Here is a 15,977-nt window from a genome sequence, read left to right as displayed (position 1 = left end):
AAATGAGCATGACGTTACTGACTTACTGTTTTGTTGTTTAAAACAAAGACTGAAATACAGCAGGCGGGGCACGAGCACGCTGTGGTGCCCAAGGTTGAAAGAGCGTGACGCAGTTAAGCGGAATTAATGAGAAGCGAAGGACAAAAAGCAGGAGTAACCACAACAAAACTACAAGCGCAAACTGGATAAACGGCAGTTGTACAAGTAGCTGACAATAACCACAGGCAATCTCTTCCATCGGAGACATTGCCTTACCAGACATCATCTGCTGATCCATCAGCGAAGACGGTTCACAGACCGCAGACATCGCCATGTCATGGTGTATCCCTGACATGGTCCCTGGCATAGCATGCGTGATGTGCTGACAACCTGTCCGGTGGGCTATCGTTATGGAGATGGCCGGTGCAACGAACAGCATGGCGACAGCAATCAGCGCCAGCCATGCGGCTATGTGATTAGTTCGTATGCGCCCTTGCAAAATGTTTCCAGCTATTAATTTATCTGCCGAAAGTGTATCTGATTTAATCTTTGAGTGTCACAAAAAACTGAATAGGAACGATAAGTATTCTTATTATCTGGATGGTGTAGGATTATGTGCTATTAGAGTGGAAGAACAAGAATCACTTTCGAAATATTTGCAATTACATAGCGAATATTGCTGCCATCACGTTGTATTGAAGCTTAATAGCTTAAACATATGCTGACTTCCGCTGGCCTGACGGTTTCAGGAACATCAGCCAGCGGGAGGTTTTCCAGCTCGATAACCCTGTTGGTGGCCTATTGCAGTAGCTGACCCATCACTTGTGCTCCTGCTGTTGATCCGCTTTGATGTGCAGCCGTGGTTCTCCGTCTTTCGGCTCCGGCCAATGGCGCGCCATATTCACTGCCAACTTTTCTTCCATCGCCAGGGTAATCTGCTTGTCACTGATACCAGCATGACGTTGCGCATCCCATAACAGGAATTGCATGTCAGCCCATTCGCTAAGGTCGCCTGGTTCAGCAGCAGCCTCGAGCGCTTCTTTGGAAAGGTGCTTCAGCGGACCAACTGGACCGACATCGCCGAAAGTAGCCTGTGACCATACTGCATGCTCACGGCGTATTTGTTCGCGTTCCTGTACTGGCTGCGCGTGGCGATATAACTTAATTACGCGCCGAGGGTCAGAATTTGGTGAGATGGGGTTAGCTTTAAACAAGTAGCCGCAACCGTCCTTTTCAACGTCACGCAGCTCTTCTTCGTCAGTCCACCCCACTGGCTCGCTATCAGCCTTGCGGCGTTCCTGTAGCTCGTCTATCTCATCCAGCAAATTTAAAACGATGAGCACCCCATACTGTTTTATCAACTTTGCAATCTCACCCGCCGCCGCGTCCATATCCTGCTCGGCTGATGGGCTGTCCTGATTTTCTTCATACCAGGCGCGTGTGGATTGATAGTTTTCTACAGCCTCGTTTAGCGACTTGCGCCATTCAGGTAGTTTGTTAGTTGTCATGGGTTAGTCCGTCCAGTAAGTAAGTTCTTCTGCCAGGCGGTCATCTGCCTCGGTCTGATTAGGGATATCAGCATCGGTTTCTATGCTGGCTCCGGCAAAATCACGAGCGCAGGCTTTGCGGTGTTTACTATTGCCCATGCCCCATTCTGGATTTTTAAGCTCTTTGTTCCATGCCCGCAGCATGAGTTTCATTGGTGACTTTGCCATCTCATTCCCCCTTCAGACCAATGCCAGCGGCGCGGATTGCATTTGCGCATTCATTTCTCATGCTGGATGCACCAGCAGCAAATCCCTCGTACCACTCAGCAGTAGAGCCAAGTACTGGAAGATTAGGTAATCTTACACCTAACGCCGCCAGCTCCCTGCACTTGCTCTCGGCGTTAGCGAGCTGTACTGTCAGTTCTTCGTAGGTTGGTTTCACGCTGATTTCTCCTGATTAGCTTTCTCGACCAGTTCAATCCACTGTGGCGCCAGCTTTTTTTCTGCCTGCACGCGGCTACCGGCTGGACCATCCAAATTCACGCGGTAATGGTCATACGGACATTTCAATCCACCCCATACCCATCCCATATGGTTAGGCTTTAGCGCGTATTCGGGCATATTTCCGCAGGTCGGACAGCGCGGTAACTCAGACTGTTTCATTGCGCCAGCTCCTGCATCAGCGCGCCGTGTTTGCGAATGCTGCGAACGGCTTCACGAAGTTTTTCCAGGTTAGCCAGCTTCGCTTTTGTGCGCCGAATTTCACTTGAGATACCGCGTACCGTTGGGATCAGCAGATCATCAGGACGGCTGACGAAAGCGGGGATTTCCTCAACAATTTCAGTGACAGATTTTTCTGGTACCAGTGGTGTTGATGCTTCCGGTTCCCGTGGTGCAGAGCTTTTGTTTTTCACTGACGCAGTGGCCGGCACCGAATAAACAAACTTGCTGCCTACTTTTTCGCGGATGATCCGCCCTTTTGTTATGTGGTGAGTCAGGATTGGCGCCACACGTTTTGACTCAATACCTGCCAGTGTTGCCAGCTCAAGGGACGTCTGTGGTCCATGTTCCGCCAGTAATGCGATGACGTCGCTGACTGATACACTTGCCGGCGCTTTGCTGACAGAACTGATCGCGTTAGGCTGTGATTTAACTTCCCCTGTGGCAACTTTCCAGTACCCGTTAGCCTGAACAACCTCGTGACGTTCTTCGTGTTCACGCAGCATCCCGATCACGGCCGCCGGCTCAATTTTCATGCGCGCCGCAATTTCACGGGCAGTCGCTTTTTCCATCGCTTTCAGTACGTCTAAAATGGTTTCCATAAAATTCTCCAGGTTAAATTAAGCCAGCCGCTTTACGGCGTTTGTATTCTTCAAGCAGCTGCTGCGCGGGTGTCGGTCCTGCCGGATGGCGCGGCGCCGCAATCTGTTTTCTTACCGGAGGGATCGCCTTGCCATCCTCCAGGTGTTTTTCCCACTTCGCCAGTTGGTCCGCTGCCAGTCTCTCCAGCTCGGGTTGGGTCATTTGTCGCTCAACACCAGTTCGGCGAAGTTCAGTGCAAATCTGGTACAGGACCGGATTACATTTGCGGCCAATGAAATATTCCTCAGTGCTGGCGTAACGGTAAGATTCGTTGCGCCAGTTCCTGTATTCCGCCATAACGTCCGAAACCTTCAGTCCAAGCTTCCCGCCGTCACAGTCAGCCACCAGCGTCACGAACTCAGCCAGGTCAGGTGGCCATGAATTACCCGCCGCACAGCGAGCAACCATCGCGTTACAGACGCTCGTCATCCGGTCGCTGGTCAAATTCCCAATCTGTGCAATCCATAGGTCCGACGGAGCCGATCCGTTTTTGGTTTCCCACCGGCTGGAGTAAATTTCCAGCATGAGAACCCAGAACTTCCACGCCTTCTCCTCGAGCGCGGAGTTGTGCAGCGCGTGCTGCGCGTGCTCGCTGTACAGCTGCGTTTGCTGTGGAGTTTGGATCCAGTCCTGCATGTGAGTTACCTCGCGGTTTAGTGGGTTTGGCCTGTTGCAGGTGGCGCGCAAATTTCTGCTCCCACTGCGACTGGTAAAAAACTTTGTTCTCTGGCTGCCAGTAGGCAATGAAACTGTTCAGCTCGGCTCTGAGGTTCAGTCCATCCGGGATCGTTATGCCCCAGAATCCAACACGCTGGCGAAAGTCAGCCGACGGTTCCCAGTCAATGGTCATTGGGACCTTCCCAAATGACTCTCCGGCGGGAAAATTCATACCAGGCTGTCCAGGGTATTCAGGAACCGGGTTGTTATTAACTGGTTCGACCTCTCCCCCTCGCGTGTTATGTGTGGGGTTTAAGTCTTTAGATTCCTCTGAGGGATTCCGTATCCCGTTTTTGGGATCGTTTGACGGAAAAAACGGGATCGTTTCACCGCTTTCAATGCACCCGTTTTTGGGGTCGTTTGGTTTAACCTTCCCGTTTTTGGGTTTCTTTAAAGTATCCCGTTTTTGGTAATGTTCCCGTTTTTGGGTTCGTTCTGCGTCTTCGATGCTTTCCTCAACGCCCACCAGCTTGTAAACGGGGATTTGCTTTGTGCGTCCGCGGCGCTCTCCGGTATCCTGGATAAAACCGTTTTCCACCAAATGCTGCAGGCTGGCCTGGACGGTTTTTTTATCCAGTTCTGTAGCCTCGGCCAGCGCCGCAATTGATGGGTATGTCGTAAAGTCTGCGCCGCACATGTCCGCCATCCAGGTCAGAACTGACTTGGCAGACGATCGACCCGTTTTAGCTTTCTTAGCCCAGCGCATGGCATCAAGACTCATTGCTGCACCTTCTTAAATTTCAAATCAAACTCTCTGCGGCTGGTCTCGCAGATGTCCTGATAGCCTTCGTATCGGTACATAACCCGAAGATGAGAAACTCTCATTACCGTCACCATGCGTCCGCGTTCGTTGCGGTATTTCATCCCCGGAATCAGTTCAGCGCTGCGATCGACTGTCTCCGCCGGTACTTTGTGCTTCATCGCATTTTTCATGCGGTCTACTAATTCCTGGGCAAGCATGGGAGCCTCCTGTTACGCCGCGCGCGGACCAATATGGTTAAACTGGATGCTGACGCCGGGGATGAGATCGGCCAGTGCCTGAATTGCTTCTGCCGTTTCTTTGCGGATTACCTGCATTGGCTTACCAGTCAGCACTGCACTGGTCGCCTCGATGCACTCGCGGTTAGCAATGGCCACCAGGTTATGTAAGTCATGCTGACCAGCCAGCTCTGCATCCATCGCAGCTTTGATTGCTGGCGCCAGCGCAGCTGCCTGGCCACGATAGTTCGGCGTGTCATTTCGAAATGCCCGCTGGATGATCTGCGTGTTGTTGTGCAGGCGGCGCGCATACTCTGACGGGTCCACGATATCTGCCAGGCTATCCAGCAAATCACCGTAGTGATGCGAGGTAATCAGTGGGACAATCTTTTTCCAGCCCCCTTTCCTGCCATCCTTCATCGCCCACTCTTCCAGCTCGATGGCCAGCAATTTAATCTCGTTGATTTTCATCAATCAGATTCCTTCTTGGTCGTGCAGGTATTCTGTTTACCAAGGCGTTTGGCCTGGCGGTAACGGTCATAAACGTCTTTGTCGTAGATGAGTGCGCCATTTGAGGCATCAGCGAGACGCTGAGCACAGCGCTCGGGAACAAGTTCTTTCCACTGGCTGACAGCGGAAGGGTCGATACCAGCAATAGCCGCAATACGGGAGCGGGTTCCAAAGTGTTTAATTGCTGCGGACTTCAACATTCTTATCTCCAATCCTGAGTTTTCTCAATGATAGTCACGCAAGGAAACTCAGGTCAAGAAATATTAAGATAACTAAATATGAGTGAGATGACGTTAGGCCAAAGAATTCGACAGAGACGCAAGCAGATCGGCTTGAGCCAAAACAAGCTGAGTAAAGCTGCAGGGGTTTCTGATTCCTCAATTTCGCTGTGGGAAAGTGACACTACTGCCCCGCGTGGCGAGAACCTGCACAAGCTAGCAGAAATTCTGCAATGCTCGCCTACATGGATCTTATTCGGTGATGAGGATAAATCTCCTGAACCACCTCTGCCGCCAGGAACTCAATCACAGATGACTGAAGAAGAGCTTGAGTTGTTACAACTTTACCGCTCTCTTCCTGAATCGGAGCAGCAGGCTCAGATTCAAAGCCTTCGGGCGCGCGTGGATAATTTCAATCGGTTATTTAACGAGCTGCTCGAAGCAAGGAAACGCACCAACCAATCGTAGTTCAAGCTGCACTTTGATTTAAAAAATAATTTCTCTTCATTTTCATAATGTTGAGATTCTTTTCGCTTCTTTTCATGAGTTTTCTCAATATTTTTATTGACCAATCACAATGAGAAAACTAAATTAACGTCATCAAGTAACCACACGCAGTGATTACTCAGAATCAAAATGTTCCGCTTACCCTGGCGATACAGGGCCAAAAACAAAAAAAGCGCCCTACTGGACGCTTCGCTCTTTAATAATCTGGACATTCTGATCATAGGTAGCTGAGTTAACCAATATTCAGGCGGTACATGGCTCTCCAGTAACTCTTTGAACAAACTGACAAAGAACAATTTTTCCTTCTTCAATTGAATCAAAAAGTTCTGAATGATAAACGCCATCAGTTCGCTTACGAAAAAGATACTCAAATTCTGGTTTGACGCTTCTAGATGTCAGGCGTTTCAAAGTATCCATATCGCAGCGGAATTTGAATTGCTTGCCAGACCTTTGAAGCATGTGCACACCCGTGGATGTATTACCTTTATTTCGAATAAGTGAAACCATGGTCGATGTGCCTTTGCAATTGAATTGGCTGATGATTGACCATCTGATCAATCTACCTCGGATGTCCAGATTATCGCATTCCTGACAGTTGGGGAATAGCAGGATCCACCGCGCCTGATGTGGTTAAAAGCAGGCCAAAGCAATAACAAGTAGACCCTTGTTCTGGCGGCCCGGTGTTTTCCCGTGTATTTCCGGTCACCGCCAGCTTTTTCAGGGAACAACATGCAAGCGCACTCCTTCACTTACCAGTTATGGGTGACAGGTGTGAAACAGGCGGAGTGCGCTTGCAGATGTGATTAATTGCTGTGTGTGCCGCGTGGTCTTTGCCCATCTCCCACGATGGGCACCTTTTTTACCGGAGGGTTTATGAAAAATTCACAGCCAGTTATACCGGACGGGGATCCTGATGTGGAAAGCTCAGTAAGTAATTTTATTTATCAGTTAAGCGTTCCTGCGTTTCGCGACCGCCTTACAGCTGAACTTGAGGCACTGTACGAACAACAGAAGGCAGCTCTCGATCACACGGAATCTTTACTCAGGATGGTGCGTGCCAATGGTTAAATTTACCAGCGAAGATATTGCCCAGCGTACAGCTGAAGCTGAATATAAAAAAGCTGTGGCTGATATAACCGGCGTTCAAAAATATAAAGATGAGGCGGTGCTGGATATGTGTTTCATCAAAGTAATGACCAAAATAGTTAACGACCAGAGGGTTAATATTAGCGAGTTTTTACGCTGAACTTTTATTTACCCCCTTCAATAACTTCAAACAATTAAGAGAGTTTTATTTATGCCTTAACTGGCAGGGCTAACTATATCCATCAATGATGGCCATGTCATAGCCAGCTATGCAGGGAGGGTAAGTGACACTTGAGTGCTGTCCGTATTGTAAAAAATGGAGTTCTGATGATTCCATGTATAAATCAACAAAAAGAATTCATAAGAGAGTAGTGACTGCTTATTTCTGTAGCCTTGAGCATGCTATCTCCTACAAACAAATTCATGAACCACGGCGCTGTAATTTAAGCAGAAGCAATGCACGCCATTCACATAAACATTATTGAGGTTATTATGACAACTGGATTAAAAAAATTTGGCGGGAGATTCGAACCGAAAAAAAGTGCACTTGAAAAAGACAGTACACTTCCGGTTTATGTTGCTTTTAAACAAGCGAAAAATAAAACAATTGCAAAGACATTACTGCATGCTGACTTTATACAGTTCGCGCCAGATTATGCTGATGATTATTTCGCCCCCAAGGTCTGGGAAACAGAAGAAGGTATGTTCTGCACTGTTGAGGGACAGTTCTATACCGACCTCTTCACTGGTGAAATTGTCTGGAATGCGGAGAAAGGTGAACCAGAGCGCGTCATAGTTGAGCCAGAGCTTGCTGGCGGTAATGAACAACTCAATGCTGACGCGACAGAAGAAAAAATGAAACCGGTGAAAGAACTGGATGTGCTGGCCCGCTCATACTGCCTCGCGGTGTTTGGCGCCATTGATGAAATCACTCCTTCTCAGTATGGCCAGTTAATCGACATGCTGAATGATGATGAATTTAGCCCTTTACGCGAACAGGCAGAGGGTCTTGCCAAAGAACCCCGCATTCTTGCCATGCTTACTGAAAAACAGACCGAATGCCTGGCCTGGGTGCGTCAGAGGGCGCGCGACAATGCTAAATGGCCAGACTATAAAAACCTGTTTACCCAATGGGCTGAGACCCCGCCCGATAAACGCGAGCCAGTAAAACTTAAAACTGACGAACCTGAAACCAGTGAAGACACACACACCGAATCAGGCTGTACGCTCGGCGGCGGTAACCCAACCGATCGCGTTCTACCTCATACGCTGGCAACCCTGCGCCGCGAGGTCTGCATAGGTATTCTGGGTATTGCTATGGATTTCGACATCTACGAACTGCCGCATGCCGTTCATGAGCGTGCCAAAAAAATGGAAGAAACCGCAACCGATGAACGCTTTACTGCATGGTGGAAACAGTTACGTCGCACGCCCGGTATTCTGGATTTTTCCCGCGCAGCAATTATTGCCCTAATTAAATCCTCTCCGGAGGATATCTACCGCGATCCGGTAAAACTGCGCGAATACATCAATAAAAACCTGACTGAGTCAGATCACGCCAGTCCGGGTCCACTGATTGTTGATATCGCATGCGGCCGTACATCCGCCCCACTGCCACAAAAAAATAATGAGGTGGTCCTCAATGATCAAACCGAACAGACTTTACAGAACGGAACTGAAATACCAGCAGTCTGCCCGTCTCGCGCTGCGGAGCTCACCAGGGAACTGGATGCAGCATTTGCCAATAGCGCCTCAAATGAGGGCGAAAAAACGGAAGTGACCGAACAGGAAGACGGTCGCCCACTTCTGGATGATCATGAAATTGAGATTGCCCACGCGCTGAACGACCTGCTTTCGGGACGTACTGACATTATGGGTAAGGAAGAAGCGGAAGGCGTTGTGGCATGCACCGGTCATATTATCGCTGACGTTCTTCCTCTGCTGATCATCGATATCGCCACCACTGAATTTTGTCTGTCCCCTAATTTCAACGATGACGAAATTCACGATGTCGCAACGACAATTCTTGATGGCTGGTCTGATGATGCTGCCTTGCGTCAGAAAATCGCCCTCGATGCGATCGTGGAATATCGCCGACCAGAGCCACCAAAACCGATAGTGATAGCTCCAGCAGTTGTCACAGCCAAACCGAAGAAAAAACCAGAATTGCCTGCTTCCTCACCGGGTAGCGACGTCACCAATGGTGAACTGTCTACCACCCTGACCTACCGCCAGCAGTTGACGCTAGCGGCTCTGCAGGGGATGTGCGCTAACCCGGCATATCGAGGTGATTTTGATGAATTGCCACACATGGCAGCTGCGCTGGCCGCTGGGGTTATAAGTGCGGAGGCGGAGCAGTGACAGAGAATTTAACCGGCGATGAAGCGCTGATCCGCTCGCAGCACATCTGTGATGATGGGTGTGACTGGACGGCATGGCATGTATGGAAAATGAGAGAACGCAGACAGATCAGTGAGCATGTTTTTAGTCTGCCACCAGCGCGTCGGCTCGTTATGCCACCAAGCATCAAGCCGAAGAAAAAACGGCGCCAAAAACGTAAGACAAAACCAACTACTGATTTTTGATTATCAATATTCGCCAACCGCAGCATGTACTGTTGTGGCTGGCGGCATCGGAGTTATGTATGTCGCAACTCATTTTCAGCGAAGAGTGGATGGTTGAAGCGCGACTAACGGAAAAGACCGGCTTGTCTGAAAGACAAATTAAAAGTTATCGGTTGAATTTGTGGATCGAAGGCGTGCATTTCAAACATCTGACAGCTCTCGGGGAAACTGGCAATTCTAAAGGTCTGCTTTGGTACAACTATCCAAAGATTAACCAATTAGTACAGGAAGCATGATGGACTTTCCAACCGGCGTTGAGCTGCATAATGGGAAAATACGGATTACATTTACCTATCGCGGCAAACGTTGCCGCGAAGTCCTTCGCGGTTGGACGGTGAACAGCAGCAACATCAAAAAAGCTGGAAATCTTCGCGCACTCATCACAAGCGAAATACAGCTCGGTAAGTTCGACTATGCGGAACGCTTCCCGGAATCCAAAGCGCTTAAGAAGTTCATCACAACCAAAAAAATCACCACGTTTAAAGAGTTGAGTGATTTTTTTACAGACACCAAAGCCTTAGAGGTATCTGGTGCAACGCTGCTATCGCTTACTTCGGTCGTAAATACGTTACAACGTGTAATCGGAGAAAATACCCGTCTGGTAGATATTGAGCATGCCGATATTTTGCATTACCGAAAGGAGTTATTGACCGGTACAATTATTAACCCGGCAATGCCGAATCTGGCCCGGCAAGGCCGCGCGCCCTCAACAGTCAATAAACAGATGGCAGTTTTATCAGAAATGCTTAAGCTCGCAAACCGAAGCCAGTTTATATTGCATGCTCCTTATGAAGGAGTGTCGCGACTCAAGTTATCTAAAAATGATCCCGACCCACTTTTACTTCATGAGTACCAGGCACTGATAGCCGCCCTTCCCCGTAGCCAGGCATTAATCATCATTGTTGCCGTACATACGGGGATGAGGCCGGGCGAGATATGCGCCCTGGCATGGGAAGATATTGATTTGGTAAAAGGTGAAATCCACGTATCCAGAAGTTTGACGAATAAGCGAGTATTTGTACCTCCTAAGACAGATGCCGGAATAAGGACAATAACGTTGCTTAGGCCTGCTCTGGATGCACTGAAGGAGCAATACGAAATCACCGGCGCTAATCCGAAGCAAGAAATTCGATTTCACCATCGGGAGATCGGTAAAACTGAGCAGCAATCTCTTCGCTTCGTTTTTTCACCAACAGCATATTCGTCAAAGAAAGGCAGTTACTTTTCCAAGAACTCTATTGCCTATGGCTGGAAGCGAGGTACTAAACTTGCCAATATCCGCGAAAGGAATCCTTATCAGTCACGGCATACCTATGCCTGCTGGACGTTGATGGCCGGAGCGAACCCGTCATTCATAGCGAGTCAGATGGGGCATGAAGATGCGCGAATGGTGTACGAGGTTTACTCCAAGTGGATTGGCGACATGAACCAGGATCAGGTCAACATGCTGAACAATCAGATGCCAACAGCACTGCCCCCAGGACGCCCCCACGGGCGAGGGAGCATGAAAAAAGTTATTTAATTTCATAGCGCTGCTTTCAATCTACATAATCAGCGTTAAACTATTCGTACCATGAATTTAGGGAGAAACAATGATGCGCGTGCTGGTTGTTGAGGATAATGCATTATTACGCCACCACCTTAAGGTTCAGCTACAGGATTTAGGCCACCAGGTGGATGATGCAGAAGATGCAAAGGAAGCAGACTATTTTCTTAATGAACACTTGCCGGATATTGCGATCGTCGATTTAGGACTCCCCGATGAAGACGGACTGTCACTGATCCGCCGCTGGCGCAGTAATGACGTTTCATTGCCCATTCTGGTATTAACCGCCCGTGAAGGCTGGCAGGACAAAGTGGAAGTGCTCAGTGCCGGTGCAGATGATTACGTCACAAAACCGTTTCACATTGAAGAAGTGGTTGCAAGAATGCAGGCATTGATGCGCCGCAATAGTGGTCTGGCCTCGCAGATAATCTCGCTTCCGCCATTTCAGGTGGACCTTTCTCGCCGCGAACTGTCCGTGAACGATGAAGTGATCAAACTCACGGCGTTCGAATACACCATTATGGAGACGCTGATCCGTAATAGCGGCAAAGTCGTTAGTAAAGATTCGCTTATGTTACAGCTCTACCCGGATGCTGAACTGCGTGAAAGTCACACCATTGATGTCTTAATGGGACGTCTGCGCAAGAAAATTCAGGCGCAATATCCGGACGATGTGATCACCACGGTACGTGGGCAAGGTTATCTTTTTGAACTGCGCTGATGAATAAATTACTGCGTCATTTTTTCCCGTTATCACTGCGGCTGCGCTTTTTGCTGGCAACCGCAGGCGTTGTACTGGTCCTCTCGCTGGCTTACGGCATGGTGGCTTTGGTTGGCTATAGCGTCAGCTTTGATAAAACAACATTTCGTCTGCTACGTGGCGAAAGTAATCTGTTCTATACCCTGGCGAAATGGGAAAACGGCAAAATCAATGTCGAGCTACCTGAAAATCTCGATATGCAAAGCCCTACAATGTCGCTGATTTATAATGAAAACGGTAAGCTGCTCTGGGCCCAACGCGACGTACCCTGGCTGGTACAACGTATTCAACCAGACTGGCTAAAGACAAATGGTTTTCATGAGATTGAAGCCAATGTCGACGCCACCAGCACATTGCTACGCGAGGATCATTCGGCACAACAGAAGCTAAGAGAAGTCAGAGAAGATGACGATAATGCAGAAATGACCCACTCCGTGGCAGTGAACATCTACCCTGCCACCGCCAGAATGCCACAACTGACCATTGTGGTTGTTGATACCATTCCTATTGAGCTCAAACGCTCATATATGGTCTGGAGCTGGTTTATTTATGTGCTGGTTGCCAATTTACTGTTGGTTATCCCGTTGCTGTGGGTTGCAGCCTGGTGGAGCCTGCGACCTATCGAATCACTGGCGCGCGAAGTCCGTGAGCTTGAAGAGCATCATCGCGAGATGCTTAATCCTGCCACCACGCGTGAACTCACCAGTCTGGTGCGTAACCTCAACCGCTTATTAAAGAGCGAACGTGAGCGCTACGATAAATACCGTACCACGTTAACTGACCTCACCCACAGCCTGAAAACACCGTTGGCCGTATTGCAAAGCACGCTACGCTCGATGCGTAATGAGAAAATGAGCGTGAGCGATGCTGAACCCGTCATGCTGGAGCAAATTAGCCGTATTTCACAGCAAATTGGCTATTATCTGCATCGTGCCAGCATGCGCGGCAGTAGCGCCCTTCTCAGCCGGGAATTGCATCCGGTTGCACCGTTGCTGGATAAACTGACCTCTGCATTAAACAAGGTGTACCAGCGTAAAGGGGTTAACATTAATCTCGACATTTCGCCTGAGACAAGCTTTGTGGGTGAACAGAACGATTTCGTCGAAGTGCTGGGCAACGTCCTGGATAACGCCTGTAAATATTGCCTGGAATTTGTCGAGATCTCAGCGCAATTAACGGAAGACCATCTGCACATTGTGGTAGAAGATGACGGCCCCGGTATTCCACACAGTAAACGTGAAGTGGTGTTCGACCGTGGTCAGCGCGTGGATACCTTACGCCCCGGGCAAGGCGTGGGTTTGGCTGTCGCACGTGAGATCACCGAGCAATATGACGGGCAGATTATCGCTGGCGACAGTCTGCTGGGCGGAGCGCGCATGGAAGTTATTTTCGGCCGCCAACATCCGGGACAAAAAGACGAGTAATCTTTACATGTAATAAATATGTACTGACTTCACGCTTGAGGTTAAGTATCCGTTATAATCGGTTGCAGATACCAGCCTGCGGGATGCTCATTATGGAATACCAACTCACTCTTAACTGGCCCGATTTTCTTGAACGTCACTGGCAAAAACGCCCGGTGGTCTTAAAACGCGGCTTTAACAACTTTATTGATCCACTCTCCCCTGACGAACTGGCTGGGCTGGCAATGGAAAGCGAAGTCGACAGCCGGTTGGTCAGCCACCAGGATGGCAAATGGCAGGTTAGCCACGGTCCTTTCGAGAGCTATGACCATCTTGGTGAAAGCAACTGGTCACTGCTGGTCCAGGCCGTAAACCACTGGCATGAACCAACTGCCGCGCTGATGCGGCCATTCCGTGAATTGCCGGACTGGCGCATTGACGATTTGATGATCTCATTTTCTGTACCCGGCGGTGGTGTTGGCCCGCATCTGGATCAATATGATGTGTTCATCATCCAGGGAACCGGTCGCCGTCGCTGGCGTGTGGGTGAAAAACTGCAGTTGAAGCAGCATTGCCCGCACCCTGACCTGCTCCAGGTTGATCCGTTTGAAGCCATCATTGATGAAGAGCTGGAGCCAGGCGATATTCTGTATATTCCACCTGGATTCCCGCACGAAGGTTACGCGTTAGAAAACGCGATGAATTACTCGGTAGGTTTCCGCGCACCGAATACCCGGGAGCTGATCAGCGGATTTGCTGATTACGTTCTGCAACGCGAACTGGGTAGCACGTACTACAGCGATCCAGATCTACCGCCGCGCGACCATCCAGCAGACGTGCTGCCACAGGAAATGGACAAGCTGCGCGAAATGATGCTGGGGCTCATTAACCAGCCGGAGCATTTTAAACAGTGGTTTGGCGAGTTTATCTCTCAGTCGCGTCATGAACTGGACGTTGCGCCGCCTGAGCCGCCTTATCAGCCTGACGAAATCTATGATGCCCTGAAGCAAGGCGATGTCCTGGTTCGTCTGGGTGGATTGCGTGTACTGCGCATTGGCGATGACGTTTATGTAAATGGTGAGAAAATTGACTCCCCTCACCGTCCGGCGCTGGATGCGCTCGCCAGCCATATTGTTCTGACAGCGGAAAACTTTGAGGATGCACTGGAAGATCCGTCTTTCCTCGCCATGCTTGCCGCACTGGTGAATAGCGGATACTGGTTCTTCGAAGGATAACCTATTGAAAGTGCGCCGGAAGGCGCTTCGCTTATCCGGCCTACAAATAGCGTATCCCGTAGGCCGGATAAGCGAAGCGCCATCCGGCATCTACCGGCAAAAGCGGCTACTGTTTCGCCGTCAATTCCGCAATTCGCACAATCACCTGCACGGCTTTTTCCATGCCTTCCAGTGTCACAAACTCATGCTTACCATGATAGTTATAGCCACCGGTGAACAGATTCGGGCAAGGTAATCCCATGAACGACAGTTGCGCGCCGTCGGTACCACCACGAATGGGTTTAAGATCCGGCTCAATGTCACAATCGCGCATTGCCTGCTGGGCGATATCCAGCACATGCGGATGCTCGATCACTTTTTCACGCATATTGTAGTAGCTGTCTTCAATCACCAGCTCGATATAGCAGTCCGGATGTAGCCCTTTACCGACCTTTTTGGCAATATCCATGATTTTGCGTTTACGCGCTTCAAACTGTTTACGCGCTTCAAACTGCTTACGGTCAAAATCGCGGATAATGTAGTGCATATCAGCCCGATCAACCGTCCCTTTCATGCTTGCCAGATGGTAAAAACCTTCATAGCCTTCCGTCGCTTCCGGGCTTTCATCGGCGGGAACTTCGGCATGGATGCGAGCCGCCAGCGACAGCGCGTTCACCATCACCCCTTTTGCCGTACCCGGATGCACATTGTTACCGACGATCTTGATATTGACCGACGCGGCGTTGAAGTTTTCAAACTCCAGTTCGCCCACGCCGCCACCGTCGACGGTATAGGCCCACTGCGCATCAAATGCTGCAACGTCGAAATGCTTCGCGCCTTTACCGACCTCTTCATCTGGCGTAAAGGCCACGCGGATATCGCCATGCGGAATATCTTTTTGTATCAACACAGCCAGTGCGGTCATGATTTCGGCGATACCGGCTTTATCATCCGCACCCAGCAGCGTTTTGCCATCTGTGGTGATCAACGTCTGACCCAGAAGTTGATGCAGCACCGGGAACATCACCGGCGACAAAACCTCATCGCCAATACCGAGCGCAATATCGCCGCCGCGATAGTTTTCGACAATTTGCGGATTAACGTTTTTACCGCTGAAATCCGGTGAGGTATCCACATGGGAAATAAAACCGATCGCGGGAATATTGCCTGCAACGTTAGCGGGCAACGTTGCCATCAACGTCCCCTTGTCGCTCAAGGTAATATTGACCAGCCCCATCTCTTCGAGTTGCTGCTTAAGCAACTGCAATAACTTCCACTGTCCTTCAGTGCTGGGTACCTGCCGCACGCCCGATTTTGATTGGGTGTCCAGCGACACGTAGTGTAAAAAACGCTCAAGTAGTTTATCCATGCAGTCACCCTCACTTTTTGTGACAACATTATCAATAAGCAACAAAAGACAAATATTGCGTCAGGTCACTTTTATCCCCGCAAGTGAGAATATTTCTCCCTGACATCCCCTCTGACTATAGGGTTAAGTCAGTAATTCGCAACAAGGATTGGCGATTACAATGGTTTGCCGTAGAATAACCGCCCTCATTAAGAGTCATCAAGGTGGTTAACCACAA

22 protein-coding genes and 1 pseudogene are annotated in these 15,977 nt (G+C 49.5%); 10 read left to right on the top strand and 13 right to left on the bottom strand.

Annotated features, from left to right (window positions below; translation table 11 throughout):
• Nucleotides 1–37: 37 nt before the first annotated feature.
• The 11 genes and pseudogenes from FDX24_RS15970 to FDX24_RS15920 form a co-directional block, all read right to left on the bottom strand.
• Nucleotides 38–478: a DUF2946 domain-containing protein gene (locus FDX24_RS15970; protein ID WP_252362823.1), complete on the bottom strand. Its 441-nt coding sequence runs from the start codon at nt 476–478 to the stop codon at nt 38–40.
• A 346-nt stretch (nt 479–824) separates the two neighbouring features.
• Nucleotides 825–1,487, bottom strand: a pseudogene (locus FDX24_RS23870) (DUF550 domain-containing protein); the annotation flags it as partial.
• A gap of 3 nt (nt 1,488–1,490) precedes the next feature.
• On the bottom strand, nt 1,491–1,694 hold the full coding sequence (locus tag FDX24_RS15960; protein ID WP_061068285.1) for a hypothetical protein: 204 nt from the start codon (nt 1,692–1,694) through the stop codon (nt 1,491–1,493).
• A gap of 1 nt (nt 1,695) precedes the next feature.
• Complete coding sequence (locus tag FDX24_RS15955; RefSeq protein WP_246803275.1) at nt 1,696–1,908, bottom strand: hypothetical protein; 213 nt, start codon at nt 1,906–1,908, stop codon at nt 1,696–1,698.
• Nucleotides 1,905–2,129: a hypothetical protein gene (locus FDX24_RS15950; protein WP_137346192.1), complete on the bottom strand. Its 225-nt coding sequence runs from the start codon at nt 2,127–2,129 to the stop codon at nt 1,905–1,907. Before FDX24_RS15950 ends, FDX24_RS15955 begins: the two co-directional genes overlap by 4 nt.
• Nucleotides 2,126–2,788, bottom strand: coding sequence for a DUF1627 domain-containing protein (locus FDX24_RS15945; protein WP_137346193.1), 663 nt, complete (start codon nt 2,786–2,788; stop codon nt 2,126–2,128). The genes FDX24_RS15950 and FDX24_RS15945 overlap by 4 nt, the downstream gene beginning before the upstream one ends.
• 13 nt (nt 2,789–2,801) lie before the next feature.
• Nucleotides 2,802–3,257 (bottom strand): replication protein P, encoded by a 456-nt coding sequence (locus tag FDX24_RS15940; protein WP_137346194.1) that lies wholly within the window; start codon nt 3,255–3,257, stop codon nt 2,802–2,804.
• The gene (locus tag FDX24_RS15935) at nt 3,241–4,266 is read right to left on the bottom strand and encodes a DnaT-like ssDNA-binding domain-containing protein (RefSeq protein ID WP_137364590.1); all 1,026 of its coding nucleotides are present in this window, start codon (nt 4,264–4,266) and stop codon (nt 3,241–3,243) included. The genes FDX24_RS15940 and FDX24_RS15935 overlap by 17 nt, the downstream gene beginning before the upstream one ends.
• Nucleotides 4,263–4,505: a DUF4222 domain-containing protein gene (locus FDX24_RS15930; RefSeq protein ID WP_137346196.1), complete on the bottom strand. Its 243-nt coding sequence runs from the start codon at nt 4,503–4,505 to the stop codon at nt 4,263–4,265. Before FDX24_RS15930 ends, FDX24_RS15935 begins: the two co-directional genes overlap by 4 nt.
• Nucleotides 4,506–4,517: 12 nt before the next feature.
• Nucleotides 4,518–4,994, bottom strand: coding sequence for a toxin YdaT family protein (locus FDX24_RS15925; RefSeq protein WP_137346197.1), 477 nt, complete (start codon nt 4,992–4,994; stop codon nt 4,518–4,520).
• On the bottom strand, nt 4,994–5,233 hold the full coding sequence (locus tag FDX24_RS15920; protein ID WP_137346198.1) for a Cro/CI family transcriptional regulator: 240 nt from the start codon (nt 5,231–5,233) through the stop codon (nt 4,994–4,996). The genes FDX24_RS15925 and FDX24_RS15920 overlap by 1 nt, the downstream gene beginning before the upstream one ends.
• A 78-nt stretch (nt 5,234–5,311) precedes the next feature.
• Here FDX24_RS15920 and FDX24_RS15915 point away from each other — a divergent pair, with 78 nt between their 5' ends.
• Entirely contained in the window at nt 5,312–5,719 is a 408-nt protein-coding gene (locus tag FDX24_RS15915) for a helix-turn-helix domain-containing protein (protein ID WP_137346199.1), read from the top strand.
• 282 nt (nt 5,720–6,001) lie between these two features.
• Here FDX24_RS15915 and FDX24_RS15910 read toward each other — a convergent pair whose 3' ends face one another.
• Nucleotides 6,002–6,265 carry a hypothetical protein gene (locus tag FDX24_RS15910; RefSeq protein ID WP_071891820.1) on the bottom strand — a complete coding sequence of 88 codons (264 nt, stop codon included), beginning with the start codon at nt 6,263–6,265 and terminating at the stop codon, nt 6,002–6,004.
• 366 nt (nt 6,266–6,631) lie between these two features.
• On the opposite strand from FDX24_RS15910, the gene FDX24_RS15905 reads away from it, so the two are divergent.
• The 9 genes from FDX24_RS15905 to roxA all read left to right on the top strand — a co-directional run bounded on the left by FDX24_RS15905 (nt 6,632) and on the right by roxA (nt 14,412).
• Entirely contained in the window at nt 6,632–6,826 is a 195-nt protein-coding gene (locus FDX24_RS15905) for a hypothetical protein (protein ID WP_137346200.1), read from the top strand.
• A complete protein-coding gene (locus tag FDX24_RS15900; RefSeq protein WP_044711810.1) occupies nt 6,819–7,004 on the top strand; it encodes a hypothetical protein in 186 nt (61 codons plus the stop codon). The genes FDX24_RS15905 and FDX24_RS15900 overlap by 8 nt, the downstream gene beginning before the upstream one ends.
• Before the next feature lie 542 nt (nt 7,005–7,546).
• Nucleotides 7,547–9,205: a hypothetical protein gene (locus FDX24_RS15895; RefSeq protein ID WP_252362822.1), complete on the top strand. Its 1,659-nt coding sequence runs from the start codon at nt 7,547–7,549 to the stop codon at nt 9,203–9,205.
• Nucleotides 9,202–9,429, top strand: a complete 228-nt coding sequence (locus FDX24_RS15890; RefSeq protein WP_119921999.1) for a hypothetical protein — start codon at nt 9,202–9,204, stop codon at nt 9,427–9,429. The genes FDX24_RS15895 and FDX24_RS15890 overlap by 4 nt, the downstream gene beginning before the upstream one ends.
• A gap of 59 nt (nt 9,430–9,488) precedes the next feature.
• On the top strand, nt 9,489–9,704 hold the full coding sequence (gene xisR, locus FDX24_RS15885; RefSeq protein ID WP_119922033.1) for an excisionase family protein: 216 nt from the start codon (nt 9,489–9,491) through the stop codon (nt 9,702–9,704).
• Nucleotides 9,704–10,990 (top strand): site-specific integrase, encoded by a 1,287-nt coding sequence (locus FDX24_RS15880; RefSeq protein WP_137364624.1) that lies wholly within the window; start codon nt 9,704–9,706, stop codon nt 10,988–10,990. The genes xisR and FDX24_RS15880 overlap by 1 nt, the downstream gene beginning before the upstream one ends.
• A gap of 73 nt (nt 10,991–11,063) precedes the next feature.
• Complete coding sequence (gene phoP, locus FDX24_RS15875) at nt 11,064–11,735, top strand: two-component system response regulator PhoP (protein ID WP_061068817.1); 672 nt, start codon at nt 11,064–11,066, stop codon at nt 11,733–11,735.
• Nucleotides 11,735–13,198, top strand: coding sequence for a two-component system sensor histidine kinase PhoQ (gene phoQ, locus FDX24_RS15870; protein WP_048211949.1), 1,464 nt, complete (start codon nt 11,735–11,737; stop codon nt 13,196–13,198). Before phoP ends, phoQ begins: the two co-directional genes overlap by 1 nt.
• A gap of 92 nt (nt 13,199–13,290) precedes the next feature.
• Entirely contained in the window at nt 13,291–14,412 is a 1,122-nt protein-coding gene (gene roxA, locus FDX24_RS15865; protein WP_061067742.1) for a [50S ribosomal protein L16]-arginine 3-hydroxylase, read from the top strand.
• Nucleotides 14,413–14,518: 106 nt separating this feature from the next.
• Here roxA and pepT read toward each other — a convergent pair whose 3' ends face one another.
• Complete coding sequence (gene pepT, locus FDX24_RS15860; RefSeq protein WP_137364588.1) at nt 14,519–15,760, bottom strand: peptidase T; 1,242 nt, start codon at nt 15,758–15,760, stop codon at nt 14,519–14,521.
• Between the last annotated feature and the right edge of the window lie 217 nt (nt 15,761–15,977).

The sequence above is a fragment of the Citrobacter sp. wls716 genome (assembly GCF_005280975.1).
GTDB lineage: Bacteria > Pseudomonadota > Gammaproteobacteria > Enterobacterales > Enterobacteriaceae > Citrobacter > Citrobacter youngae.
Note: the sequence above shows the minus strand (reverse complement) of the source record. Positions and strands in the feature narration are given on the sequence as shown.

What these genes read in the sequence shown, in the direction of transcription:
- FDX24_RS15960 (WP_061068285.1), bottom strand. Translation starts at nt 1,694, where the DNA reads ATGGCAAAGTCACCAATGAAACTCATGCTGCGGGCATGGAACAAAGAG.
- FDX24_RS15950 (WP_137346192.1), bottom strand. Translation starts at nt 2,129, where the DNA reads ATGAAACAGTCTGAGTTACCGCGCTGTCCGACCTGCGGAAATATGCCC.
- FDX24_RS15945 (WP_137346193.1), bottom strand. Translation starts at nt 2,788, where the DNA reads ATGGAAACCATTTTAGACGTACTGAAAGCGATGGAAAAAGCGACTGCC.
- FDX24_RS15940 (WP_137346194.1), bottom strand. Translation starts at nt 3,257, where the DNA reads ATGACGAGCGTCTGTAACGCGATGGTTGCTCGCTGTGCGGCGGGTAAT.
- FDX24_RS15935 (WP_137364590.1), bottom strand. Translation starts at nt 4,266, where the DNA reads ATGAGTCTTGATGCCATGCGCTGGGCTAAGAAAGCTAAAACGGGTCGA.
- FDX24_RS15930 (WP_137346196.1), bottom strand. Translation starts at nt 4,505, where the DNA reads ATGCTTGCCCAGGAATTAGTAGACCGCATGAAAAATGCGATGAAGCAC.
- FDX24_RS15925 (WP_137346197.1), bottom strand. Translation starts at nt 4,994, where the DNA reads ATGAAAATCAACGAGATTAAATTGCTGGCCATCGAGCTGGAAGAGTGG.
- FDX24_RS15920 (WP_137346198.1), bottom strand. Translation starts at nt 5,233, where the DNA reads ATGTTGAAGTCCGCAGCAATTAAACACTTTGGAACCCGCTCCCGTATT.
- FDX24_RS15915 (WP_137346199.1), top strand. Translation starts at nt 5,312, where the DNA reads ATGAGTGAGATGACGTTAGGCCAAAGAATTCGACAGAGACGCAAGCAG.
- FDX24_RS15910 (WP_071891820.1), bottom strand. Translation starts at nt 6,265, where the DNA reads ATGGTTTCACTTATTCGAAATAAAGGTAATACATCCACGGGTGTGCAC.
- FDX24_RS15905 (WP_137346200.1), top strand. Translation starts at nt 6,632, where the DNA reads ATGAAAAATTCACAGCCAGTTATACCGGACGGGGATCCTGATGTGGAA.
- FDX24_RS15900 (WP_044711810.1), top strand. Translation starts at nt 6,819, where the DNA reads ATGGTTAAATTTACCAGCGAAGATATTGCCCAGCGTACAGCTGAAGCT.
- FDX24_RS15895 (WP_252362822.1), top strand. Translation starts at nt 7,547, where the DNA reads ATGTTCTGCACTGTTGAGGGACAGTTCTATACCGACCTCTTCACTGGT.
- xisR (WP_119922033.1), top strand. Translation starts at nt 9,489, where the DNA reads ATGTCGCAACTCATTTTCAGCGAAGAGTGGATGGTTGAAGCGCGACTA.
- FDX24_RS15880 (WP_137364624.1), top strand. Translation starts at nt 9,704, where the DNA reads ATGGACTTTCCAACCGGCGTTGAGCTGCATAATGGGAAAATACGGATT.
- phoP (WP_061068817.1), top strand. Translation starts at nt 11,064, where the DNA reads ATGCGCGTGCTGGTTGTTGAGGATAATGCATTATTACGCCACCACCTT.
- phoQ (WP_048211949.1), top strand. Translation starts at nt 11,735, where the DNA reads ATGAATAAATTACTGCGTCATTTTTTCCCGTTATCACTGCGGCTGCGC.
- roxA (WP_061067742.1), top strand. Translation starts at nt 13,291, where the DNA reads ATGGAATACCAACTCACTCTTAACTGGCCCGATTTTCTTGAACGTCAC.
- pepT (WP_137364588.1), bottom strand. Translation starts at nt 15,760, where the DNA reads ATGGATAAACTACTTGAGCGTTTTTTACACTACGTGTCGCTGGACACC.